This window comes from Amycolatopsis thermoflava N1165, from assembly GCF_000473265.1.
Lineage (GTDB): Bacteria > Actinomycetota > Actinomycetes > Mycobacteriales > Pseudonocardiaceae > Amycolatopsis_E > Amycolatopsis_E thermoflava.
This window is the reverse complement of sequence record NZ_KI421511.1, coordinates 3,467,907-3,486,286: the sequence shown is the minus strand read 5'-3', so window position 1 is coordinate 3,486,286 and position 18,380 is coordinate 3,467,907. Positions and strand designations below refer to the sequence as shown.

Genomic DNA, 18,380 nt, shown 5'->3' with positions numbered 1-18,380 from the left:
CCACTGTCCGCCCCGCCGGCCCGCGCGTCAACGCCGCAGAGCTTTGCGCGCCAGCCAGTTGCCGAGGAACTGCGCGCCCTGCACCAGCACGATGATCGTCACGACCGCCAGCCACGTCACCACCCAGTCGAACCGGTGGTAGCCGTAGGTGATGGCGAAGTCGCCGAGCCCGCCGCCGCCGACCGCGCCCGCCACCGCCGTCATGTCGACGATCGCGACGAACACGAACGTGTAGCCCAGCACCAGCGGCCCGAGCGCCTCCGGCACCAGCAGCGTGAGGATGATCCGCAGCGGGCTCGCGCCCATCGCCCGCGCCGCCTCGATCACGCCGGGGTCGATGGTGACCAGGTTCTGCTCGACGATCCGGGATATCCCGAACGTCGCCGCGAACACCAGCGCGAACGTCGCCGCCGCGGTGCCCAGCTGGGTGCCGACGACGAAGATCGTCACCGGCCCGATCGCGGTGATGAAGATGATGAACGGGATCGGCCGGATGATGTTGACCAGCACGTTGAGCACGGTGAACACGAACCGGTTCGCCAGCAGCCCGCCCGCGCGCGTGGTGTAGAGCAGGATGCCCAGCACCAGGCCGAGCACGCCGCCGACGACCAGCGTCACCACGGCCATGCCCAGCGTCTGCGCGATCGCCTCCCAGAACACCGGGCCCAGGGTCTCCCAGTCGAGGCTCATGCCGCGATCTCCTCGATCTCGGTGGTAGCGCGCAGGTCCGCGATCAGCGCGTCCACGTCGGCGTCGGCGCCGATCAGTTCGAGCGTCAGACCGCCGAACGACCGGCCGGACAACGCCGTGATGCCGCCGTAGACGATCTCGAACCGCACGTTGTGCTTGCCGACCGCGTCGGACAGCACCGCGCCCAGCCTGCCGTCGTCGTGCACCTTCGCCGACACCAGCCGCCCGCCGTGCCGTGCCCGGATGCGGTCCAGGTCCGCGCCGTCCGGGGTGTCCCGCACGACCGACCCGACGAACCGCTGCGCCGTGCGCGTCTTCGGCGACGAGAACACCTCGAACACGCTGCCCTGCTCGATCACCCGGCCGGAGTCCAGCACCGCGACCCGGTCGGCGATCTCACGCACCACCTCCATCTCGTGGGTGATCACCACGATCGTCACGCCCAGTTCGGTGTTGACCCGCTTGAGCAGCCGCAGCACCTCGCCGGTGGTCTCCGGGTCGAGCGCGCTGGTGGACTCGTCGGCGAGCAGGATCTTCGGGTTCGTGGCCAGCGCGCGGGCGATTCCCACGCGCTGCTTCTGCCCGCCGGAAAGCTGGTCCGGGTAGTGCCACGCCTTGTCGGTGATGCCGACGAACTTCAGCAGCTCGGCCACCCGCGCCTTCCGGCGCGCCTTGTCCCACCCGGCGATCTTCAGCGGGTAGGCCACGTTGCCGAACACCGTGCGCGAGCGGAACAGGTTGAACTGCTGGAAGATCATGCCGATCCCGGCCCGCACTTCACGCAGCTCCCGCTCGCGCAGCGCGGTCAGGTCCACGCCGTCGACGAGGACCCGCCCGGAGGTGACCGGTTCGAGTGCGTTGATCAGCCGGACCAGCGTGCTCTTGCCCGCGCCGGAGTAGCCGATGATGCCGAAGACCTCGCCCGCGCCGATGGTCAGGTCGACATCCGCCAGCGCGGTGACGTCACCGAACCGCTTGGTGACGCCCTGGAACTCGATGAGCGCGTTCACTTCTTCGCGGCCCGCACGGTCTGCTCGAGTCGGTCCAGGATCGCCTGCAGGTCGGTGTTGGGGCGCTCGACCAGCACGGCGGTGTTCTTCGACTCGGCCTTCACCTCGCCGGCCACCCGCGGATCGCGGTAGAGCTGGGCGAGCTTGAGGTAGGTCGGGTTGTCCTTGTCCTGCGCGCGGGTGACGAAGGTGTTGATGTAGGGCTCGGCGGACGGGTTGGCCGGGTCGTCGTTGAACAGCGCCTTCGACGGGTCGAGGTTCGCGTCCAGGGCGAAGTTGTTGTTGACGATCGCGCCGTCGACCGAGGGGAGCGCGGCCACGGTCTGCGAGGCGTCCACCGGTGTCACGGTCACCTTCGACGCGGCCTGGTCGATCTCGGCCGGGGTGGACAGCACGTTCCCGCCGCCGCGCAGCGAGATCAGGCCGGCCGACTGGAGCACGAGCAGGGCGCGCGCCTGGTTGGTCGGGTCGTTCGGGATCGCGATCTGACCGCCCTGCGGGATGTCGGCGACGGTGGCGTGCTTGCGCGAGTAGAGGCTCAGCGGCACCACGTAGGTCGAGCCGATCGGGGTGAGGTCCTGGTTCGCGCTGACGTTGTAGTTGGCGAGGAACAGCAGGTGCTGGAACAGGTTCACGTCCAGCTGGCCCTGCGCGAGCGCCGGGTTGGCCTGAGTGTAGTCGGAGAAGTTGACCAGCTCCAGGTCGATGCCGTTGTCGGCGGCGATCTGCCGGAAGGTCTTCCAGTAGTCGGAGCTCGCGTCGGTCACGCCGATCTTCACGGTGGTGTGACCGGCGGAGGTGCCGGAGTCCGACGTCGTGTTGACGACGATCAGGACCACGGCGACGAGGACGACGACCACGGCGAGGATGACGCCGACCAGCGGGCCGCGCTTCCGGCGCGGCTTCTCGGGGAGGATGGCGTCGTCAGGGGTGTTTTCGGACATGGCGCCATCCTGCCGACGATCACCGGGATGGGGGACAGCTGTCCCGCATGGTGATCGGCGGCAGGATGGATTTGCCTTCGATCGTCCGGTTGTGCTAGTGGATCACCCGCGGTAGCGGCCCTGGGTCTGGACGTTCAGCTCGTCCATCCGGACCGACTTCGCGCTCGCCGTGCGCGGGTCGTGCAGCGCGAACACGTCCAGCCCCTTCTGGATGTCGGAGGAGTAGATGTGGCCGTTGTAGTAGTAGGCCGACCACGACCCGCCGACGATCAGCTGCTCGGTGGACAGCGGTCCGCGCTCCCAGTACGCCAGCTCCTTCGGGTGGGCGGAGTCGGTGAAGTCCCACACCGAGATCCCGCCCTGGTACCAGGCCTGCACCATGATGTCGCGGCCCTTGACCGGGATCAGCGAGCCGTTGTGCGCCACGCAGTTCTCGGTGGCCGCCTGCTCGCGCGGGATCTTGAAGTAGCTCGCGAAGCGCAGGCTGCGGTCGTCGCCGCGGCCGGTGATGTCGTAGATCGCGTCCGCGCCGCGGACCGCTCCGATCGCCGCGGTGCACGCCGGCTGGCCGCCGCCGCCCAGCTCGTCGGTGAAGACGACCTTGGTGCCGTCGTTGTTGAACGTCGCCGAGTGCCAGAACGCGAAGTTGGTGTCGTCCTGGACCTGCTCGATGATGCGCGGGTGCTCCCGGTCGGAGATGTCGAACAGCACGCCGTCACCCATGCACGCGCCCGCCGCCAGGTCCTTGTCCGGGTAGGCGGTGATGTCGTGGCAGCCGGAGGTGGCGGTGACGTAGTGGTTCGGGAAGGTGCCGGGGATGCCGGGGTTGCCGCCCTCCGGGCCGAAGACCACCGGCTCGTTGACGACGGCCGCGGCGGCCGGGTTGCGCACCGGGACCTTGACCACGGAGATCAGGTCGTGCGGCGGCTGGCAGTCCGGGAACTCCGGGCGCGGGCTGTAGGAGGAGACGTAGAGGTAGACATCCTTGCCGTTCTTGCCCGGCACCAGCGTGTGGGTGTGCGAACCGCACTTCGTCTCGACCGCGGCCACGTACTTCGGGCTGGTCAGATCGCTGATGTCGAAGATCTTGATGCCCTCCCACGAGTTCTGGTTCGTGGCGGGCTGGGAGGTGCTGGCGCAGGAGTTGTCGCTGCGTGAGGAGTCGGTGGACAGGAACAGCAGGTCGCCGGACACCGACACGTCGTTCTGCGAGCCGGGGCAGAGCACCTGGCTGACGATCTTCGGCTTGCTGGGCTGCTTGATGTCGTAGATCGTGAAACCGTTGTAGTTGCCGACGATCGCGTGGTCGGCGGTGAACGCGATGTCGGTGCCGAGCGCGTCCACGTTGTCGAACGGGGCCTGCTTCGGGATGTTCGCCAGGTGCTGGATGTTGCCGGACTGGCGGACCTCGTCGACCCCCGGCATGCCGGGCGCGGCCGACGCCGGTGCGGCGCCGAGTGTGGTCAGCGACAGGGCGATCGCGCCGGTGAGCGCGAAGAGCCGGCGTCTGCGTTGCGTCCCCGGAGCCACGTGGCCAACCCCTTTCGTTCGGAAGAAATACGAAGTATGCCCGGATTCGTCGTTGGGCGGACACGGCCGAAAGTAGGCTTTTTCCTGGGGTACGGTCGCGGGGACGGACGAGTGCGAGGAGGCCTGGGTGCGGGGGTTCGTCGTGGGAACGCTGCTGGCCGCGGCGGTGCTGGCGTCGGCGTGCTCGGCTGAGCCGGAGGCGCCGCCGGTCGTGGTGCCGGGCGCGCCGGGGGAGCCGGCCCGCACGCTGCCTGCGGACGAGGCGAGCTCGGCGGTGCCGGCCAACCGGCACAACGACGCCGACGTGTCGTACGCGCAGCGGATGATCATGCACCACCAGCAGGCGATCCGGATGGGCGAGCTGGCGCCGGCGCGGGCCGCGCGGGAGGACGTGAAGGGCTTGGCGGCCCGCATCACCGCGACGCAGGCGCCGGAGATTACGTCGATGACGGCGTGGCTGCGACAGCGGGGGCTCGAGGTGCCGGGGGAGCACGCCGGCCACCACGGCTCCCACGCCGAGCACGGGCCCATGCCGGGGATGGCGACCGAGGAGCAGCTGGCCGCGCTGGCGGCCGCGACGGGCCCGGAGTTCGACCGGATGTTCCTGCAGCTGATGACAGCGCACCACGAGGGCGCGATCACCATGGCGACGGAGGTGCTGGGCGCCGGGGCGGACGTGTTCGTGGAGGAAATGGCGACCGACGTGATCGCCTCGCAGAGCGACGAGGTGACGCGAATGCGCTCGATGGCGGGCTGATTCGATTCCCTCAGCGGGGCGGGGGACCGGGCTTCGCCGCCCTCGCCGCTGCCGGCCTCGGCTCGCCCGCCGCCGCCCGCCCGCCGCCGCCCGCCCGCCGCCGCCCGTCGGCGGCGGCGGTGAAGTGGCCCGGAGAGGTCGGGCCTGCCATCGCCGCCCGGGCACGCCGCTGCGGCCGCCGGGCCCGCCGGGTCCGCGGGGTCCGCTGGGGCGGCGGGGTCCGTCGGGGCGTTGGGGCCGCTGGGGGTCGTGTCGCCTCTGGCGGGGTGGCCGGGTGAGGTCGGGTGTGCCGGCTGTGGCCGGTCACGCCGCCGTGGCCGCGGGGTCTGTCGGGGCGTTGGGTCCGCTGGGGGTCGTGTCGCCTCTGGCGGGGCGGTTGGGGTGTGCCGGCCGTGGCCGGCCTCGCCGCTGCCCGCCGGCGGCGGCCGCTCCGCCGGCGGCGGGGAGGTGGCCCGGAGAGGTCGGGCCTGCCATCGCCGCCCGGGCACGCCGCTGCGGCTGCGGGGTCCGCCGGCGCGCCGGGTCGGCCGGAGTTCCGGGTCCGCTGGGGGGCGTGTCGCCTCTGGTGGGGTTGCCGAGGCCCGCCGCCACAGGCGGCGCGAGCATTCCGGCCGAGTGTTGGCCGTTCCGGGCAGTGTGTTGGCTGTCGGGGGCGGCGTGCTGCCTGCCCGCGAGCAATGTGGTGACCGTTGCGGGCGGCGGGTTGGCTGATGCGGCCATCGTGCCGGCCCCTCCGGGGCTGTGCGACGTGCGGGCCAGTCATCCGCCGGTCGCACTTCGAGGGTGATTCCTCCTCTCCGTGGTGCGGCGCGCGCCGTCGAGGAGGATGGTGGGGTTCATGGCGGAGCCGAACGTTACGGGGTGGGCCGCGGCCGGCGGCGTCCTCATCCTGGCGATCATCGCGTCCGCTGCCCTCGGTGACGCGTGGTATTTCTTGGCCGGCGTGATGGCGGGCCTCGGTCTGCTGGCGGGCATGCGGTCGAGCACGCCCTCGAACTGAGGCGGGTTCAGCCGGGCATGCCTCGAACTGACGCGGGGCCAGCTGGGCATGCCTCGAACTGGGGCGCCATCACCCGAGTGTCTCCCGGAGGCGGTTGAGCGCCCGGTGCTGCACCACGCGCACCTGGTTCGCCGACAGCCCCAGCGCGGCGGCGGTCTCGTCCGCCGTCAGGCCTGCCGCCACACGCAGCAGCACGATCTCCCGCTCCACGCCGGGCAGCGCCAGCACCGGTGAATCGGCCTCGGGGAAGCGGGCACCGGCCACGGTCTGCGCCGTCAGTTCGTACACGAGCGCGGGGAACGAGCCCGTCCAACCGGGCAGCGCGTGCAGGATCGCCAGGCACGCCTCCTGCGCCACCTCGTCCGCGCCCCGGCTCAGCCGCGCCCGGCAGTACCGCACGACGACCGGCGTCACCGCGGCGACCAGCTCCCCGATCGCCCCCGTCTCGCCACCGGCGGCGGCCGCCACCAGGTCCGCGCCGGGCAGTCGCGCGCTCATCACATCCTGCGCCGCCATCGCGCTCCCCCTCCTCGACAACTCCCACGCGCGAACCGCTCGCCCGGTTGCCTCCGCGGCTAAGGTGATCATCATGCGGCTCGCAGTGGCGGTCATCGCGGCGGTTCTGGCCCTCGGCGCGGCTCCGGCGGCCGCCGCGCCCCGGCCGCTCACCGTCGCCAGCTACAACATCCACGCGGGCGCCGGGCAGGACGGCGTCTTCGACCTCGCCCGCACCGCCGCCGCGATCCGCGACCTGCACGCGGACGTCGTGGGGCTCCAGGAGGTCGACGTCCACTGGGACGCGCGCAGCGACTACCGCGACGAGGCTGCCGAACTCGCGCGCGCCCTGAAGATGCACGTGTTCTTCGCGCCGATCTACGACCTCGACCCGCCCGCGCCCGGTGCGCCGCGCCGCCAGTACGGCGTCGCCGTGCTGAGCCGCTATCCGATCGTCGCCGCGCGGAACCTCGAGATCACCCGGTTGTCCACGCTCACCCCGGACGCCACCCCCGCCCCCGCGCCGGGGTTCGCGGAGGTCACCGTCGCCGCCCACGGCGGGCCGGTCCGCGTCTACACCACCCACCTGGACTACCGCGCCGACCCGTCCGTGCGGCAGGCGCAGGTCGCCGACATGCTCGCCGTCCTCGGCCGGCTGCCCGGCCCGGAGATCCTCACCGGCGACTTCAACGCCGAACCAGCCGCACCCGAACTCGCTCCACTGTGGACGGAACTGCGCGACGCGGACCCGCGTGCCGGGACCTACCCGGCCGCGGAACCGGTGAAGCGCATCGACTTCGTGACAGCGTCCCCGCACTTCGGGATCCGGGCCGCCCGCGCGGTGGCGACGACGGCCTCCGACCACCGGCCGGTGGTCGCGGAGCTGGAACGGGCCCGGCCGGTCTCGTCGTAGCGCACAGCGGTCACGGGGAGTTCACTCGCGGGCACATGTCGCCCCGACCATCGACAGCTCGGCCGCTTGCGCCGCCGCCGACGGCTTCCGACCACCGGCCGGTGGTCGCGGAGCTGGACCGGGCCCGGCCGTCGTAGGGACTGCTCATGCGCGCAGGAGGTGCGGCAGGACGGCGGGGTCGTTCAGCGCCGTCACGTAGAGGGCGGGCCTGCCGGAAACCGGCCACCGCAGCGGGGTGCGGCCGGGCCATGCGTTGTCCGTCGCCACGGCCACTGACAGTCCGGCCGCTCTGCGCGGCCGTCGGGATCCGGGCCGCGCGCGCGGTGGCGACGACGGCTTCCGACCATCGGCCGGTGGTCGCGGAGCTGGACCGGACCTGGCCGTCGTAGGGACTGCTCATGCGTGCAGGAGGTGCGGCAGGACGGCGGGGTCGTTCAGCGCCGTCACGTAGAGCGCGGGCCTGCCGGAAACCGGCCAGCGCAGCGGGGTGCGGCCGGGCCATGCGCTGTCCGTCACCACGACCACCGACAGTCCGGCCGCCTGCGCCGCCGTCGCGCCCGCCGCTGAGTCCTCCAGCGCGACCGAGCCCCGCGGGTCGGCCCCGAGTCTTCGGCAGGCGGCCCGGTAGACGTCCGGCGCCGGTTTGGGCGCCGCCACCTCGTCGGCGCTGACGACCGCCCGGAACGCCGGCTGCAGCCCGGCCCCGCTCAGCACCTCCGACAGCACTCCGGCCGGCGCGTTCGACGCCACCGCCAGCGGAACGCGCCCGGCCAGCGTGGAAACGAGTTCCAGTGCCCCCGGCAGCACGGCGGGCGGCCGAAGTTCCACCGCGGTCCGCAGCGCCTCGTCCAGCATCTTCGCGACCCGGCCGGTCTCCCCGGACTGGCCGGCCCACAGGGCGATCCGCGCGGCCGCCGCCCCCACCGACGCCCCGGCCAGGGTGGCGAACTGCCGGTCGCTCAGCTCCAGCTCCAGGGCCTGCGCCCCGGTCCGGAACGCGGTGTACCAGGCCGCCGCCGTGTCCAGCAGCAGACCGTCACAGTCGAAGACCACGGCACGGCGGATCGCGGACATGGGCACCCGACCCTTCCCGTGGTTGGAACAACTTTCCGAAGTGTAGGGCGAAACCGAACTGTTTTCCAGAGTTCATCCGGAAGAGGTCCCATCTGGAGGTTTGACCGCCTATCCTTCATCTGTTGAATCCCTGCTTCCGCACAATGAAACGGACAGTGATCATGACGGAAACCTCCGCAGCCCCACCCGACGAGCGCACCGTCCGCCGTGCCGTGGCCGGCGCGGCCATGGGCAACGCCGTGGAATGGTTCGACTACGGCATCTACGCCTACCTCGCGACCAGCATCGGCCTGAACTTCTTCCCGGACGCCGACGAGACGGCGCGACTGCTGCTGGTCTTCGCCGGGATCGCGATCCCGTTCGTGCTGCGGCCGTTCGGCGGCATCATCCTGGGCCCGCTGGGCGACCGGTTCGGGCGCCGACGCGTGCTGTCGTTCACGATCATCATGATGTCGGGCGCGACGTTCGTCATCGGGTTGATCCCGAACTACCAGACGATCGGGGTGGCGGCGCCGATCCTGCTGCTGCTGGCGAGGCTGGCGCAGGGGTTCTCCACCGGCGGCGAGTACGGCGGGGCGGCGACGTTCATCGCCGAGTACGCGCCGGACAAGCGGCGCGGGTTCTACGGTTCGTTCCTGGAGTTCGGCACGCTGGTCGGCAACGTCGTGGGCGCCCTGCTCGCCACGGCTGTCCAGTTGGGACTGTCCGAAGCGGCGCTGAACAGCTGGGGCTGGCGCATCCCGTTCCTGGTGGCGGGTCCGCTCGGACTGGTCGGCTGGTACCTGCGCGCGAAGCTGGCCGACACGCCCGCGTTCGAGAAGGCGGAACGGGCGGGCGCCACGTCGCGGGTGCCGTTGCGGGAGACGTTCACGAAGATGTGGCCGCAGCTGCTGAACCTGATCGGGTTCGTCATCCTGCTCAACGTGGCGATGTACACGTTGATCGCCTACATGCCGACGTACCTCACGGAGGTGCTCGAACTCGGTGACACTGCGTCACTGCTGATCCCGCTCGGGCTCATGATCGGGATGCTGCTCGTCGTCAACGCGGTGGGTGCGCTGTCGGACCGGGTGGGCCGCAAACCGCTGCTGCTGACGGCCGCGATCGGTTTCCTGGTGGGGAGCTGGCCTGCGATCACCCTGCTGGAGACCCGGTCGGTGTTCGGCGCGGTGGTGGGCATGGCGATGCTGTCGGTGCTGCTGGTGCTGATGCTCGGCACGATCGGCTCGGCGCTGCCCGCGATGTTCCCCACCCGCAACCGGTACAGCGGCTTCGCAATCGGCTATTCGACGTCCACCGCGGCGTTCGGCAGCACGGCGCCGCTGGTGATCACCGCACTGATCGACGGCACCGGCAACACGGCCATCCCGGCGTTCTACCTGATGGCCGCCGCCGCGATCGCCATCGTGCCCATCATGCTGATGCCGGAGACCGCCGGAGTACCCATCAACCACCCGACCCGCATCCCCGGCCGGACACCGGTCACCGAAGAGGAAGAGGCACTAGCACCCTCCTGACCCAGCAACCGCAAGCTGGCAACGCAAGAAGACCGACTACCCCAACCAGACCTCCCCCGCCCCCGATCCACAGCCGATCTTTAGTCGCCGACCAGCCGTGTCAAGGCACGCTTTCCCGCCTTGACACGGCTGCTCGGCGACTGAAACACAATCAGGCATCGGGGGCGGGGGTGGTCGGAAGGTGACCGTCCGGCGCCGTGAGGCGCTTTCCGCGCGTCAGCGCGGGTTTAAAGATCAAAAGAAGTCCTCGCCGGACGGGCAGGCTCCGGGATGACCAGGGGTTGGGTGCCTCGGCTCACCTTGGCGAGGTGGTCGCCGGGTGGTCATCCCGTCGCCTTCCGGTTTGTGCATATCACCTTGAGCCAGGGCCGCAAGCTTTGTGTTCTCGGCCGCCGGACCCAGCGCGGGTTGCGGCCCTGGCTCAAGGTGATCGTCACGTGTCAGGCGACGGGATGACCACCCAGCTACCTTGGGTTCAAAGATCAAGTGCACCTGCTTTGCGCTCCCTGGCAAAGATCGCCCCCGATGGTTTGGCTTCTTCCGGCGTTACCTTGGCGGATACGTCGCGGCGTGTTCGGTGTCGCGGCGTTGTCATCGAACCGTGAGGGAGCGGCCCCATGCACGCGCCTGTTTCCCCGGCGACGGAGTCCTTCGAGTTCGGCACCAAGGCCGAAACGCTCGCCAGGCTCGCGCCGTTGGTCCGGTCGGCCGTTGTGCTGCCGATGGAGTCCTTCACCGTCGACCGGTGGCGGGGTGATCCGCTCGGCGTGCTGGACCGGGTGCGCGGGCACAGCTGGTCGAGTGCGCCGTTGATCGTGCGCAGCAGCAGCCGGGACGAGGACCAGGCCGGGTTCTCCAACGCGGGGCGCTACCTGTCACTGTCCGATGTGCACGGCTGGCAGGAGCTGAGGCGGGCAATCGACATCGTGGTCCGGTCCTTCGACGACCATCCGGACAACCAGGTGCTGGTCCAGCCGCAGCTGCGCGACCCGGTGGCCAGCGGCGTCGTCTCCTCGTGCGAACCCAGTGGTGGCGCGCCCTACCGCGTCGTGAACTGGACCGAGAGCGCCGACACCGCCGAGGTCACCTCCGGGCGAGCAGGGGTGCGGACCTGGTACTTCCTGCCCGGCCCCGACCCGCTGCCCCCGACGCCGCTGCTCGTCGGGCTGCCCGCGTTGATCGCCGAGCTCGAACAACTCAGCGGGGACGAGCCGTTCGAGTTCGAGTTCGGCGTCGCCGGGGACGGGCGGCTCGTGTTGTTCCAGGTCCGGCCACTGGCGACCGCCCGCCTCCCGCTGTCCCGGCGGCGGCACCGGGCCGCCGTCGCAGCCTGCCAGGCCCAGGTCGCGACCCTGCAGAGCGCCGGACCGCCCGCGCTGAGCCGCGACACCGTCCTCGGCGTCATGCCCGACTGGAACCCCGCCGAGATGATCGGCGTCCGGCCCCGCCCGCTCGCGCTGTCGCTCTACCGCCGCCTCATCACCGACCGCATCTGGGCCGAGTCCCGGTTCCGCTACGGCTACCGCGACCTGCGCGGCACCCCGCTGCTCGTCGACCTCGGCGGGCTCGCCTACATCGACACCCGCGCCAGCTTCAGCTCGCTGGTGCCCGCCGCACTCGACGACCGCACCGCCGCCCGGCTGGTCCGCCACTACCTGACGCGGCTGCGGGCGAATCCCGGGCTGCACGACAAGGTCGAGTTCGGGATCGCCCTGTCGTCGTTCCACTTCGGCACCCCCGGCGACGCGGCCCGGCTGTGCGAGGCGAACGTGCTCGACCACGCCGAGGCCGCCGCGCTGGTGCGGGCCCTGCGTGTGCTGACCGTGCGCATGATGAGCCCGTCCGGCCCGTTCACGCGCGACCTGGCGGAACTGGACCAGCTGTCCCGGTGGCAGGTGCGCCGCCGGCCCCGCTGGTCGCCGGACCGCATCGGCGAGCTCGTCCGCCTCTGCCGCACCCAGGGCACCCTGCCCTTCGCCGGCGTCGCCCGCGCGGCCTTCGCCGCCACGGCGCTGGTGCGCAGCCTGGTCGCCACCGGCACGCTGTCCCCGGCCGACGCCGACGCCCTGCTCGGCAGCGCCACCACGGTCAGCACCGAGATGCAGCGCGACTTCTGCACCGTCGACCGCCGCACCTTCCTCGACCGCTACGGCCACCTCCGCCCCGGCACCTACGACATCCTCTCCGCCCGCTACGACGAAGAGCCCGACCGCTACTTCGACTGGTCGATCCGCGACACCCCGCCGCACCCGCCGGTGTTCCACCCGACCCCGGCGCAGGCGCGGGACGTGCGCGAACTGCTGGCCGCCCACCGCATGCCCGGCACCGAGCGCGACCTGTTCCGCTTCGTCACCTCCGCGGTGTCCGCCCGCGAGTACGGCAAACTCCAGTTCTCCCGTGTGCTCAGCGAAATCCTGGTCGAGGCGCGCCGCGCTGGCGAGCGGCTCGGGTTCACCGCCGACGACCTGTCCTACGCCACCGTCGACGCCCTGTCCCAGCTCACCGGCTCGGTGCGCACCGACTCGGCCGTCCTGCACGAGGCCATCGAGCGCGGCAGCTCCCGGCACGCCCTGACCGAATCGCTGTGCGCGCCGGCGGTGATCACCGGCGCGGCCGAGCTGGCGTCGTTCGTCGCGCTGCCGGGTGAGGCGAACTTCGTGACCCAGTCCCGGGTCGCGGCGCGGGTCGCCGACGTGAGCGCCGGGGACGATCCCGCCGGGGCGATCGCGATGATCACGGCGGCCGACCCCGGCTACGACTGGATCTTCACCAAGGGCATCGCCGGCCTGGTCACGGCGTTCGGCGGGGCCAACTCGCACATGGCGATCCGCGCGCTGGAACTCGGCATCCCGGCCGCGATCGGCGTCGGCGAGACGCAGTTCCGCAACTGGTTGCGCGCCGGGGCGTTGGAAGTGGACGCGGCCGCGAAACTGGTGCGCCCGGTCCCCGTCGCGGGCCGGCCCGAGCCGGAAGCGCGGGCGTCGTGACGGGCGGGGTCGTGTGGATCACCGGCCTGTCCGGCGCGGGCAAGTCGGCGGTGGCGGTGCAGCTCGTCGAGCGGCTCCGGCGCGCGGGGGTGCAGCCGGTGCTGCTCGACGGCGACGCCGTCCGCGCGGCGCTCGATGCCCGGTCCTTCGGCGCGGAGGCGCGCAGGCAGCTGGCGCTGACCTACGGGCGGCTGTGCCGGTTGCTCGCCGAACAGGGGCACATCGTGGTGTGCGCGACCATCTCGCTGCGGCACGAGGTGCACCAGTGGAACCGCCGCCACCTGAGCCGGTACGCGGAGGTGTTCCTCGACGTGCCGCTGGAGGAGCTGCGCCGCCGCGATCCGAAGGGGATCTACGCCGGCGGCGCGGAGGTGGTCGGCGCGGGGCAGGCCGCCGAGCTCCCGGTGGCGCCCGACCTGCGGATCACCAACTACGGCGCCACCTCGCCGCGCGCCGCAGCCGACCGGATCTTCACCTACTGCGCCCGGACCGGGTTGTGGTGACGGTGTCCGGACTGCTCGCGGTGACCCAGCGGCTGCTGCCCGCCAACGAACACGGCGAGGTGCGGCTCGCGCTCGACGTGCGGTGGTGGTCGTTCCTCGCCGCATGCGGGTTCGACGGCGTGCCGATGCCGCTCGACCCGGTCGCCGCGGCGAAGCTGCTGTGGCGGACCGGGTGCCGCGGGCTGGTGCTGACCGGCGGCAACGACCTGGGCGCGGCCCCGGAGCGGGACGCCCTCGAACGCTACCTGCTGCGCCGCGCCCTGGAACGCGGCCTGCCGGTGATCGGAGTGTGCCGCGGGATGCAGCTGGTGCTCGACGCGTTCGGCGCCCGGCTGCGGCGGGTGCGCGGGCACGTGGCGGTCGAACACCGGGTGACCGGGCCGCGCGGCGGGCGGACCGTCAACAGCTACCACGACTGGGCTGTGCTGCAGGCGCCCCCGGAGTTCGCGGTGACCGCGCGGTGCGGGCCGGTGGTGGAGGCGATTCGGCACCGGTCGCTGCCGCTGGCCGGGATCATGTGGCACCCCGAGCGCACGGACCCGGTGCACGACGAGGACGTCGACCTGTTCAGCGAGGTGTTCGGAGGTCGGAATGCGGGCGGTGATCCTGGCCGCGGGACGCGGATCCCGGATGGGCGCGGCGACCGGCGACCGGCCGAAGTGCCTCGTCGAACTGGCGGGCCGCACGCTGCTTGACCGGCAGGTCTCCGCGCTGGCGCTGGCCGGGGCGCGGGAGGTCGCGGTGGTGACCGGGTGGTGCTCGTGGCAGTTCGAGCGGGTGCCGCTGACCCGCTTCCACAACGCGGCGTGGGCGGAGTCGTCCATGGTGGACTCGCTGGCCTGCGCCCGCGAATGGCTCGAAGCCGGCCCGGTCGTGGTGGCCTACGGCGACATCGTGTTCACCCCGGCGGCGGTGACCGCGGTGGCGTCGGCGCCGGGGCCGCTGGTGGTCGGGTACGACCCGGACTGGCTCACGCAGTGGTCCCGCCGCTTCGGCGACCCCCTGGTCGACGCGGAGACGTTCGCGGTTGCCGACGGCACGCTGACCGACATCGGCGGCACACCGTCCACTCTGGAGGAGGTAGCGGGGCAGTACCTGGGGCTGCTCAAGCTGGAGCCGGCGGGGTGGGCCGAGCTGTCCGCGGAGCTGTCGCGTTCGGACACCCGCCGCGACACCACCGGTCTGCTGCGGCGGCTGATCGCGCGGAAGTTCGCCGTGCGGGCCGTCCCGGTGCCGGGGCCATGGCACGAGTTCGACTCCGCGCGGGACTGCGTGGTGGGGGAGCCGGTGCTGCGGGAGCTGGACGAGGTGCTGTCCGGCGCGGAGGTGGCGTCGTGACGCTCGTGCACGCGCCCGGCCGGACGGTCGTGGTGGCGATCGTGTTGTCGCTGACCAACTTCGTCGCGGTGTTCGACGGGCTCGTCGTCGCCGTGGCGCTGCCCGCGATCCAGACCGGCTTCGGGCTCCGGCCGGTCGACGGGCAGTGGGTGCTGACCGCCTACGCCGTCGCGCTCGGCGGGACCCTGCTCACCGGAGGCCGCTGCGGGGACGCGTTCGGGCGGCGGCGGATGCTGGTCGCCGGGCTGGCCGTGTTCGTCGCCGGCCTGCTGCTCGCCGGCGTCGCCTGGGACGCGTGGGTGCTCTTCGCGGCGCGGGCCGTGCAGGGGTTCGGCGCGGCCTTCGCCGTGCCCAACGCGTTCGCCACCATCAGCGCCCTGCGCCCGGAAGCCGTGCGCGACCGGGTGTTCGCCGCGGTCGCCGTCGCGGGCGGGCTCGGCGCGGCGGGTGGCGCGGTCACCGGCGGGCTCATCACGCAGGGCCTCGGCTGGCGCTTCCTGTTCCTGCTGACCGCCCCGGTCGTCGCGGCCGTGGCGATCACCGCCGCACGGGTCCTCGACGAGGACCGCCGCCGGGGTGCGCCCCGGCCCGGGCTGCTCGGCGCCGCCCTGGCCGTCACCGCGGCCGCGTTGCTGGTGTACGCGATCACCAACCACGACCTCGCCGTTGCCGCCGTCGGGCTCGTGCTCGTCGTGCCGGTCGTGCGGCTCCTGCCGCGCGGGGTCGTGCGGGACCGGTCGCTGCGGGCCGCGGTGGCCGGGCTGCCCGGGTTCGTCTTCGCCTACGACGGCACGGTCTTCGTCGGACTCCTGTTCCTGCAGCAGGACCTCACCCCGTTACAAGCCGGGCTCACCTTCACCCCGCTCGGCATCGCCGTCCTGGTCGGCGCGCCACTGGCCGCACGGCTGCTGAACCGTCACGTGTGGACGACCGTGTTCGGTGGCGCGCAGGCGGTTTGCGCGGCCGGGCTCGTCCTGCTCGCGCTGGAGCACGTCCTGCCCGGGCTGGTGCTCGTCGGCCTCGGCGCGGCCGTCTCCGCGGTCACGCTCAACGGCGCCGCCGGGCGGCACGCCGAGCCCGCGGACCGCGGCAGCGCCTACGGCTGTTACGAGACGGCGAAGTACCTGTGCGGCGCGCTGGTCGTCGCGGTGCTCGCGACCGCGCTGGAGTGCGGCCACGCGTTCGCCTTCCTGCTCGCCGCCGCGGTCGCGATGCTCGGCGGGCTCGCCGGATGCGCACTGGGGCGGCGGACGACATGACCGACAAGGTGTTCTACATGCTGCACGGCCTGCAGGACCGCTACAGCGCGCTGTACCAGGACAACATCGCCCGGCTCGGCCCGCGGGACGTGCTCGTCGCCAGCATCGGCAGCTCCGGCCAGTCCTACCTGGGCGGCATCCTCGCCGAACTGGGCCTCAACTACGCCGACGCCTACACCGAGGCCCTGCGGGAGGACGGCGCCAGCGAACCGGTTTCCGCCTACGACGACTACCGCGAGCGCCTGGCGACCCCGGGCGCGTCGCGGCGGCCCTGGCCCCGGTTCGTCAAGACCCACCTCACGCCGCGGTTCTTCACCGGCCGCCCGCTGCTCGGCGTGTGGATCCTGGTGCGCGATCCCCGCGACGCGCTGTACTCGTGGTACCGCTTCCGCACCGAGTTCGTGCAGGACCCGCTCGACCGGCTGGCCACCTCGTTCGAGGACTGGCTGTGCCGCCCCGGCCCGACCGGTCTCGACCGGCTCGACGACTGGGCGGACTTCCACCGCCGCTGGCTCTGCGGCGCCGGCCGCCTGCCCCGGTCGGCGATCACGACGTTCGAAGAACTCAAACGCGACCCGCTCCCGACGTTGCGGGCCGGACTGCGCGCGTTCGGACTGTCCATTTCGGACTCTAACATCGCCGCGGCGGTGCTGCGCAGCGACTTCCAGACCGTGCGCCGCCGCGAACGCGACCAGGGCGGCGACGGTCCCGGCATCCTCCGGCGGGGACAGCCGGAGGAATGGCGGACGTGGATGAGCCCGTCCACCGCGGACCTCTTCGGACGGGCGCACGTCGCCGCGCTCGCCCGCCGGTTCGGTTACCACCTCGGAGAAAGGGCACGATCATGACCCTGGCGCAGGGTGACTTCACCACGCTCGCGGAAAGCTACTCGCGCTACCGCGAGGGCTACTCGCCCGCGGTGCGGGACGCGATCCTCGGCCTGTGCGCGCGGCCGGTGTGCAGCCTCGACGTGGCCGACGTCGGCGCGGGCACCGGCATCTGGAGCCGGATGCTGGCCGCGCGGCTGCCCGCGTCGCTGACCGCCGTCGAGCCCAACGACGCGATGCGGGAGCAGGGCATCGAGGACAGCTACGGGCTGCGGATCACCTGGCGCGCGGGCAGCGGGGAACGCACCGGGCTGGACGACGCGTCGGCCGACCTGCTGACCATGGCGTCGTCGTTCCACTGGGTCGAGTTCGACGCCGGGCTGCGGGAGTTCCGGCGCGTGCTGCGGCCGGGCGGGTGGTTCGCCGCGCTGTGGAACCCGCGCGACGTCGAGGCGAACCCGCTGCTCGCCGAGATCGAAGGCGAGATCCGGCGGCTCAAGCCCGATTTGCGGCGGGTGTCCTCGGGCCGGTCCGGTGTCACCGCGACGCTGACCGCGCGGCTGGCGGCCGAGCCCGGCTACGGCCCGCCGCTCTACCTGGAGGGCCGCCACGTGGTGCGGCAGACGGTCGAGCACTACCTCGGCGTGTGGCGCTCGGCTAACGACGTGCAGGCGCAGCTCGGCCCCGAGGCGTTCGCGAAGTTCCTCGACCACGCGCGCGAGGCGCTGGCCGGGCACGACGTCGTGGAGACGACGTATCTGACCCGGGCGTGGGCGGTGCGGCGGCTGCCTTAGAGGTTGAGCAGCGTCTGGTCCGGCCCGGTCGCGTTCAGGTCCAGCGCGCGCAGCGCCGCCCACACCGTCGCCTGGTTGGCGGTCACGATCGGCTTGCCGAGCTCCGCTTCCAGGGGCGCGATGAGGTCGTACGTCGGCAGTGCGGTGCAGCTGACAAAGATCGCGTCCGCGTCCGGGCGGTCGCCCGCGTGGATCAGCTCCGCCACCTCGGCGTAGCCGGCGGTCAGCACCTCGCGCACCGGGATGCCCAGCGGCGTGCACGCGACGACGTCGAACCCGGCCGTGCACAGGAAGTCGCGCAGGCGGTTGCCCACCGGGCGCTCGTAGGGGTGCACGACCGCGACCCGCTGCGCCTTGACGGTGCGCAGCGCGGACACCGCCGCCCCCGACGTGGTCAGCGCACGGGGCGCGCCTGCGTCCAGCATGGCCTGGCGCAGCGCGGCCTCGCCGAGCGTGCCGCCGACGAAGCTGCACGCGGTGCAGGCGTAGATCACGACCTCGGCGCCGACCGCGCACACCTCACGCGTCGGGCGGCGGACGGTGGCGGGCCGGTTGAGCGCCGACATCGAATCGAGGTTGTCGCCCTCGGGCGAGCCGCCGGTGCGGGCGATGAACAGGCTCACGGTCGGCGGCACCCACCGCCACAGCTCGCGGTCACGGGCGAAGTCGTAGGGCGCGACGATGCCGACGCCCGTCTGGGGTTCCGGCCCCTGAACGTGGCGTTTCATACGCGCAGGGTACC

The 18,380-nt window shown here is 72.3% G+C and carries 19 protein-coding genes; 11 read left to right on the top strand and 8 right to left on the bottom strand.

The genetic code is table 11. The features are described 5' to 3' along the window. Positions 1–27 precede the first annotated feature (27 nt). The 4 genes from AMYTH_RS0117340 to AMYTH_RS0117325 all read right to left on the bottom strand — a co-directional run bounded on the left by AMYTH_RS0117340 (position 28) and on the right by AMYTH_RS0117325 (position 4,174). A complete protein-coding gene (locus AMYTH_RS0117340; RefSeq protein WP_017981423.1) occupies positions 28–690 on the bottom strand; it encodes a methionine ABC transporter permease in 663 nt (220 codons plus the stop codon). Beyond that, positions 687–1,700 carry a methionine ABC transporter ATP-binding protein gene (locus AMYTH_RS0117335; RefSeq protein ID WP_027931398.1) on the bottom strand — a complete coding sequence of 338 codons (1,014 nt, stop codon included), beginning with the start codon at positions 1,698–1,700 and terminating at the stop codon, positions 687–689. Before AMYTH_RS0117335 ends, AMYTH_RS0117340 begins: the two co-directional genes overlap by 4 nt. Beyond that, positions 1,697–2,644: a MetQ/NlpA family ABC transporter substrate-binding protein gene (locus tag AMYTH_RS0117330; protein WP_027931397.1), complete on the bottom strand. Its 948-nt coding sequence runs from the start codon at positions 2,642–2,644 to the stop codon at positions 1,697–1,699. The genes AMYTH_RS0117335 and AMYTH_RS0117330 overlap by 4 nt, the downstream gene beginning before the upstream one ends. Before the next feature lie 102 nt (positions 2,645–2,746). Then, positions 2,747–4,174, bottom strand: a complete 1,428-nt coding sequence (locus tag AMYTH_RS0117325; RefSeq protein ID WP_027931396.1) for an LVIVD repeat-containing protein — start codon at positions 4,172–4,174, stop codon at positions 2,747–2,749. 127 nt (positions 4,175–4,301) lie between these two features. Here AMYTH_RS0117325 and AMYTH_RS0117320 point away from each other — a divergent pair, with 127 nt between their 5' ends. Both AMYTH_RS0117320 and AMYTH_RS48895 read left to right on the top strand, forming a co-directional pair. Further along, positions 4,302–4,931, top strand: a complete 630-nt coding sequence (locus AMYTH_RS0117320) for a DUF305 domain-containing protein (protein WP_027931395.1) — start codon at positions 4,302–4,304, stop codon at positions 4,929–4,931. A gap of 838 nt (positions 4,932–5,769) precedes the next feature. Next, on the top strand, positions 5,770–5,931 hold the full coding sequence (locus tag AMYTH_RS48895; RefSeq protein WP_020418839.1) for a hypothetical protein: 162 nt from the start codon (positions 5,770–5,772) through the stop codon (positions 5,929–5,931). Positions 5,932–6,000: 69 nt separating this feature from the next. Here AMYTH_RS48895 and AMYTH_RS0117310 read toward each other — a convergent pair whose 3' ends face one another. Continuing rightward, on the bottom strand, positions 6,001–6,447 hold the full coding sequence (locus tag AMYTH_RS0117310; RefSeq protein ID WP_027931394.1) for a sigma factor-like helix-turn-helix DNA-binding protein: 447 nt from the start codon (positions 6,445–6,447) through the stop codon (positions 6,001–6,003). Positions 6,448–6,511: 64 nt separating this feature from the next. Here AMYTH_RS0117310 and AMYTH_RS0117305 point away from each other — a divergent pair, with 64 nt between their 5' ends. Continuing rightward, complete coding sequence (locus tag AMYTH_RS0117305) at positions 6,512–7,339, top strand: endonuclease/exonuclease/phosphatase family protein (protein WP_027931393.1); 828 nt, start codon at positions 6,512–6,514, stop codon at positions 7,337–7,339. Between the two features lie 144 nt (positions 7,340–7,483). Here the strand turns inward: AMYTH_RS0117305 and AMYTH_RS50900 are convergent, their stop codons facing one another. Further along, entirely contained in the window at positions 7,484–7,606 is a 123-nt protein-coding gene (locus tag AMYTH_RS50900) for a hypothetical protein (protein ID WP_267283894.1), read from the bottom strand. Positions 7,607–7,735: 129 nt separating this feature from the next. Next, positions 7,736–8,413 carry an HAD family hydrolase gene (locus AMYTH_RS0117295; RefSeq protein WP_027931392.1) on the bottom strand — a complete coding sequence of 226 codons (678 nt, stop codon included), beginning with the start codon at positions 8,411–8,413 and terminating at the stop codon, positions 7,736–7,738. A gap of 161 nt (positions 8,414–8,574) precedes the next feature. On the opposite strand from AMYTH_RS0117295, the gene AMYTH_RS0117290 reads away from it, so the two are divergent. From AMYTH_RS0117290 to AMYTH_RS0117255, 8 genes are all read left to right on the top strand, one after another. Next, positions 8,575–9,930 (top strand): MFS transporter, encoded by a 1,356-nt coding sequence (locus tag AMYTH_RS0117290; protein WP_027931391.1) that lies wholly within the window; start codon positions 8,575–8,577, stop codon positions 9,928–9,930. A 617-nt stretch (positions 9,931–10,547) separates the two neighbouring features. Further along, positions 10,548–12,917: a PEP-utilizing enzyme gene (locus tag AMYTH_RS45135; protein ID WP_051362720.1), complete on the top strand. Its 2,370-nt coding sequence runs from the start codon at positions 10,548–10,550 to the stop codon at positions 12,915–12,917. Then, positions 12,914–13,420, top strand: coding sequence for an adenylyl-sulfate kinase (locus AMYTH_RS0117280; protein ID WP_027931390.1), 507 nt, complete (start codon positions 12,914–12,916; stop codon positions 13,418–13,420). Before AMYTH_RS45135 ends, AMYTH_RS0117280 begins: the two co-directional genes overlap by 4 nt. 2 nt (positions 13,421–13,422) lie before the next feature. Continuing rightward, on the top strand, positions 13,423–14,115 hold the full coding sequence (locus AMYTH_RS45130; protein ID WP_167344598.1) for a gamma-glutamyl-gamma-aminobutyrate hydrolase family protein: 693 nt from the start codon (positions 13,423–13,425) through the stop codon (positions 14,113–14,115). Further along, complete coding sequence (locus tag AMYTH_RS45125) at positions 14,051–14,758, top strand: phosphocholine cytidylyltransferase family protein (RefSeq protein WP_051362718.1); 708 nt, start codon at positions 14,051–14,053, stop codon at positions 14,756–14,758. Before AMYTH_RS45130 ends, AMYTH_RS45125 begins: the two co-directional genes overlap by 65 nt. After that, positions 14,755–16,017 (top strand): MFS transporter, encoded by a 1,263-nt coding sequence (locus tag AMYTH_RS0117265; RefSeq protein WP_027931389.1) that lies wholly within the window; start codon positions 14,755–14,757, stop codon positions 16,015–16,017. The genes AMYTH_RS45125 and AMYTH_RS0117265 overlap by 4 nt, the downstream gene beginning before the upstream one ends. After that, the gene (locus AMYTH_RS0117260; protein WP_027931388.1) at positions 15,990–16,865 is read left to right on the top strand and encodes a sulfotransferase domain-containing protein; all 876 of its coding nucleotides are present in this window, start codon (positions 15,990–15,992) and stop codon (positions 16,863–16,865) included. Before AMYTH_RS0117265 ends, AMYTH_RS0117260 begins: the two co-directional genes overlap by 28 nt. Next, the gene (locus AMYTH_RS0117255) at positions 16,862–17,638 is read left to right on the top strand and encodes a class I SAM-dependent methyltransferase (RefSeq protein ID WP_027931387.1); all 777 of its coding nucleotides are present in this window, start codon (positions 16,862–16,864) and stop codon (positions 17,636–17,638) included. Before AMYTH_RS0117260 ends, AMYTH_RS0117255 begins: the two co-directional genes overlap by 4 nt. Here the strand turns inward: AMYTH_RS0117255 and AMYTH_RS0117250 are convergent. Continuing rightward, entirely contained in the window at positions 17,635–18,366 is a 732-nt protein-coding gene (locus AMYTH_RS0117250) for a maleate cis-trans isomerase family protein (RefSeq protein WP_027931386.1), read from the bottom strand. The genes AMYTH_RS0117255 and AMYTH_RS0117250 overlap by 4 nt on opposite strands. Positions 18,367–18,380: the final 14 nt, after the last annotated feature.

Excerpts from the sequence above, each read along its gene's own strand:
- AMYTH_RS0117255 (WP_027931387.1), top strand. The coding sequence starts at position 16,862 with ATGACCCTGGCGCAGGGTGACTTCACCACGCTCGCGGAAAGCTACTCG.
- AMYTH_RS0117295 (WP_027931392.1), bottom strand. The coding sequence starts at position 8,413 with ATGTCCGCGATCCGCCGTGCCGTGGTCTTCGACTGTGACGGTCTGCTG.
- AMYTH_RS0117260 (WP_027931388.1), top strand. The coding sequence starts at position 15,990 with ATGCGCACTGGGGCGGCGGACGACATGACCGACAAGGTGTTCTACATG.
- AMYTH_RS48895 (WP_020418839.1), top strand. The coding sequence starts at position 5,770 with ATGGCGGAGCCGAACGTTACGGGGTGGGCCGCGGCCGGCGGCGTCCTC.
- AMYTH_RS0117340 (WP_017981423.1), bottom strand. The coding sequence starts at position 690 with ATGAGCCTCGACTGGGAGACCCTGGGCCCGGTGTTCTGGGAGGCGATC.
- AMYTH_RS45125 (WP_051362718.1), top strand. The coding sequence starts at position 14,051 with ATGGGCGCGGCGACCGGCGACCGGCCGAAGTGCCTCGTCGAACTGGCG.
- AMYTH_RS45135 (WP_051362720.1), top strand. The coding sequence starts at position 10,548 with ATGCACGCGCCTGTTTCCCCGGCGACGGAGTCCTTCGAGTTCGGCACC.
- AMYTH_RS0117290 (WP_027931391.1), top strand. The coding sequence starts at position 8,575 with ATGACGGAAACCTCCGCAGCCCCACCCGACGAGCGCACCGTCCGCCGT.
- AMYTH_RS0117250 (WP_027931386.1), bottom strand. The coding sequence starts at position 18,366 with ATGAAACGCCACGTTCAGGGGCCGGAACCCCAGACGGGCGTCGGCATC.
- AMYTH_RS0117310 (WP_027931394.1), bottom strand. The coding sequence starts at position 6,447 with ATGGCGGCGCAGGATGTGATGAGCGCGCGACTGCCCGGCGCGGACCTG.
- AMYTH_RS0117330 (WP_027931397.1), bottom strand. The coding sequence starts at position 2,644 with ATGTCCGAAAACACCCCTGACGACGCCATCCTCCCCGAGAAGCCGCGC.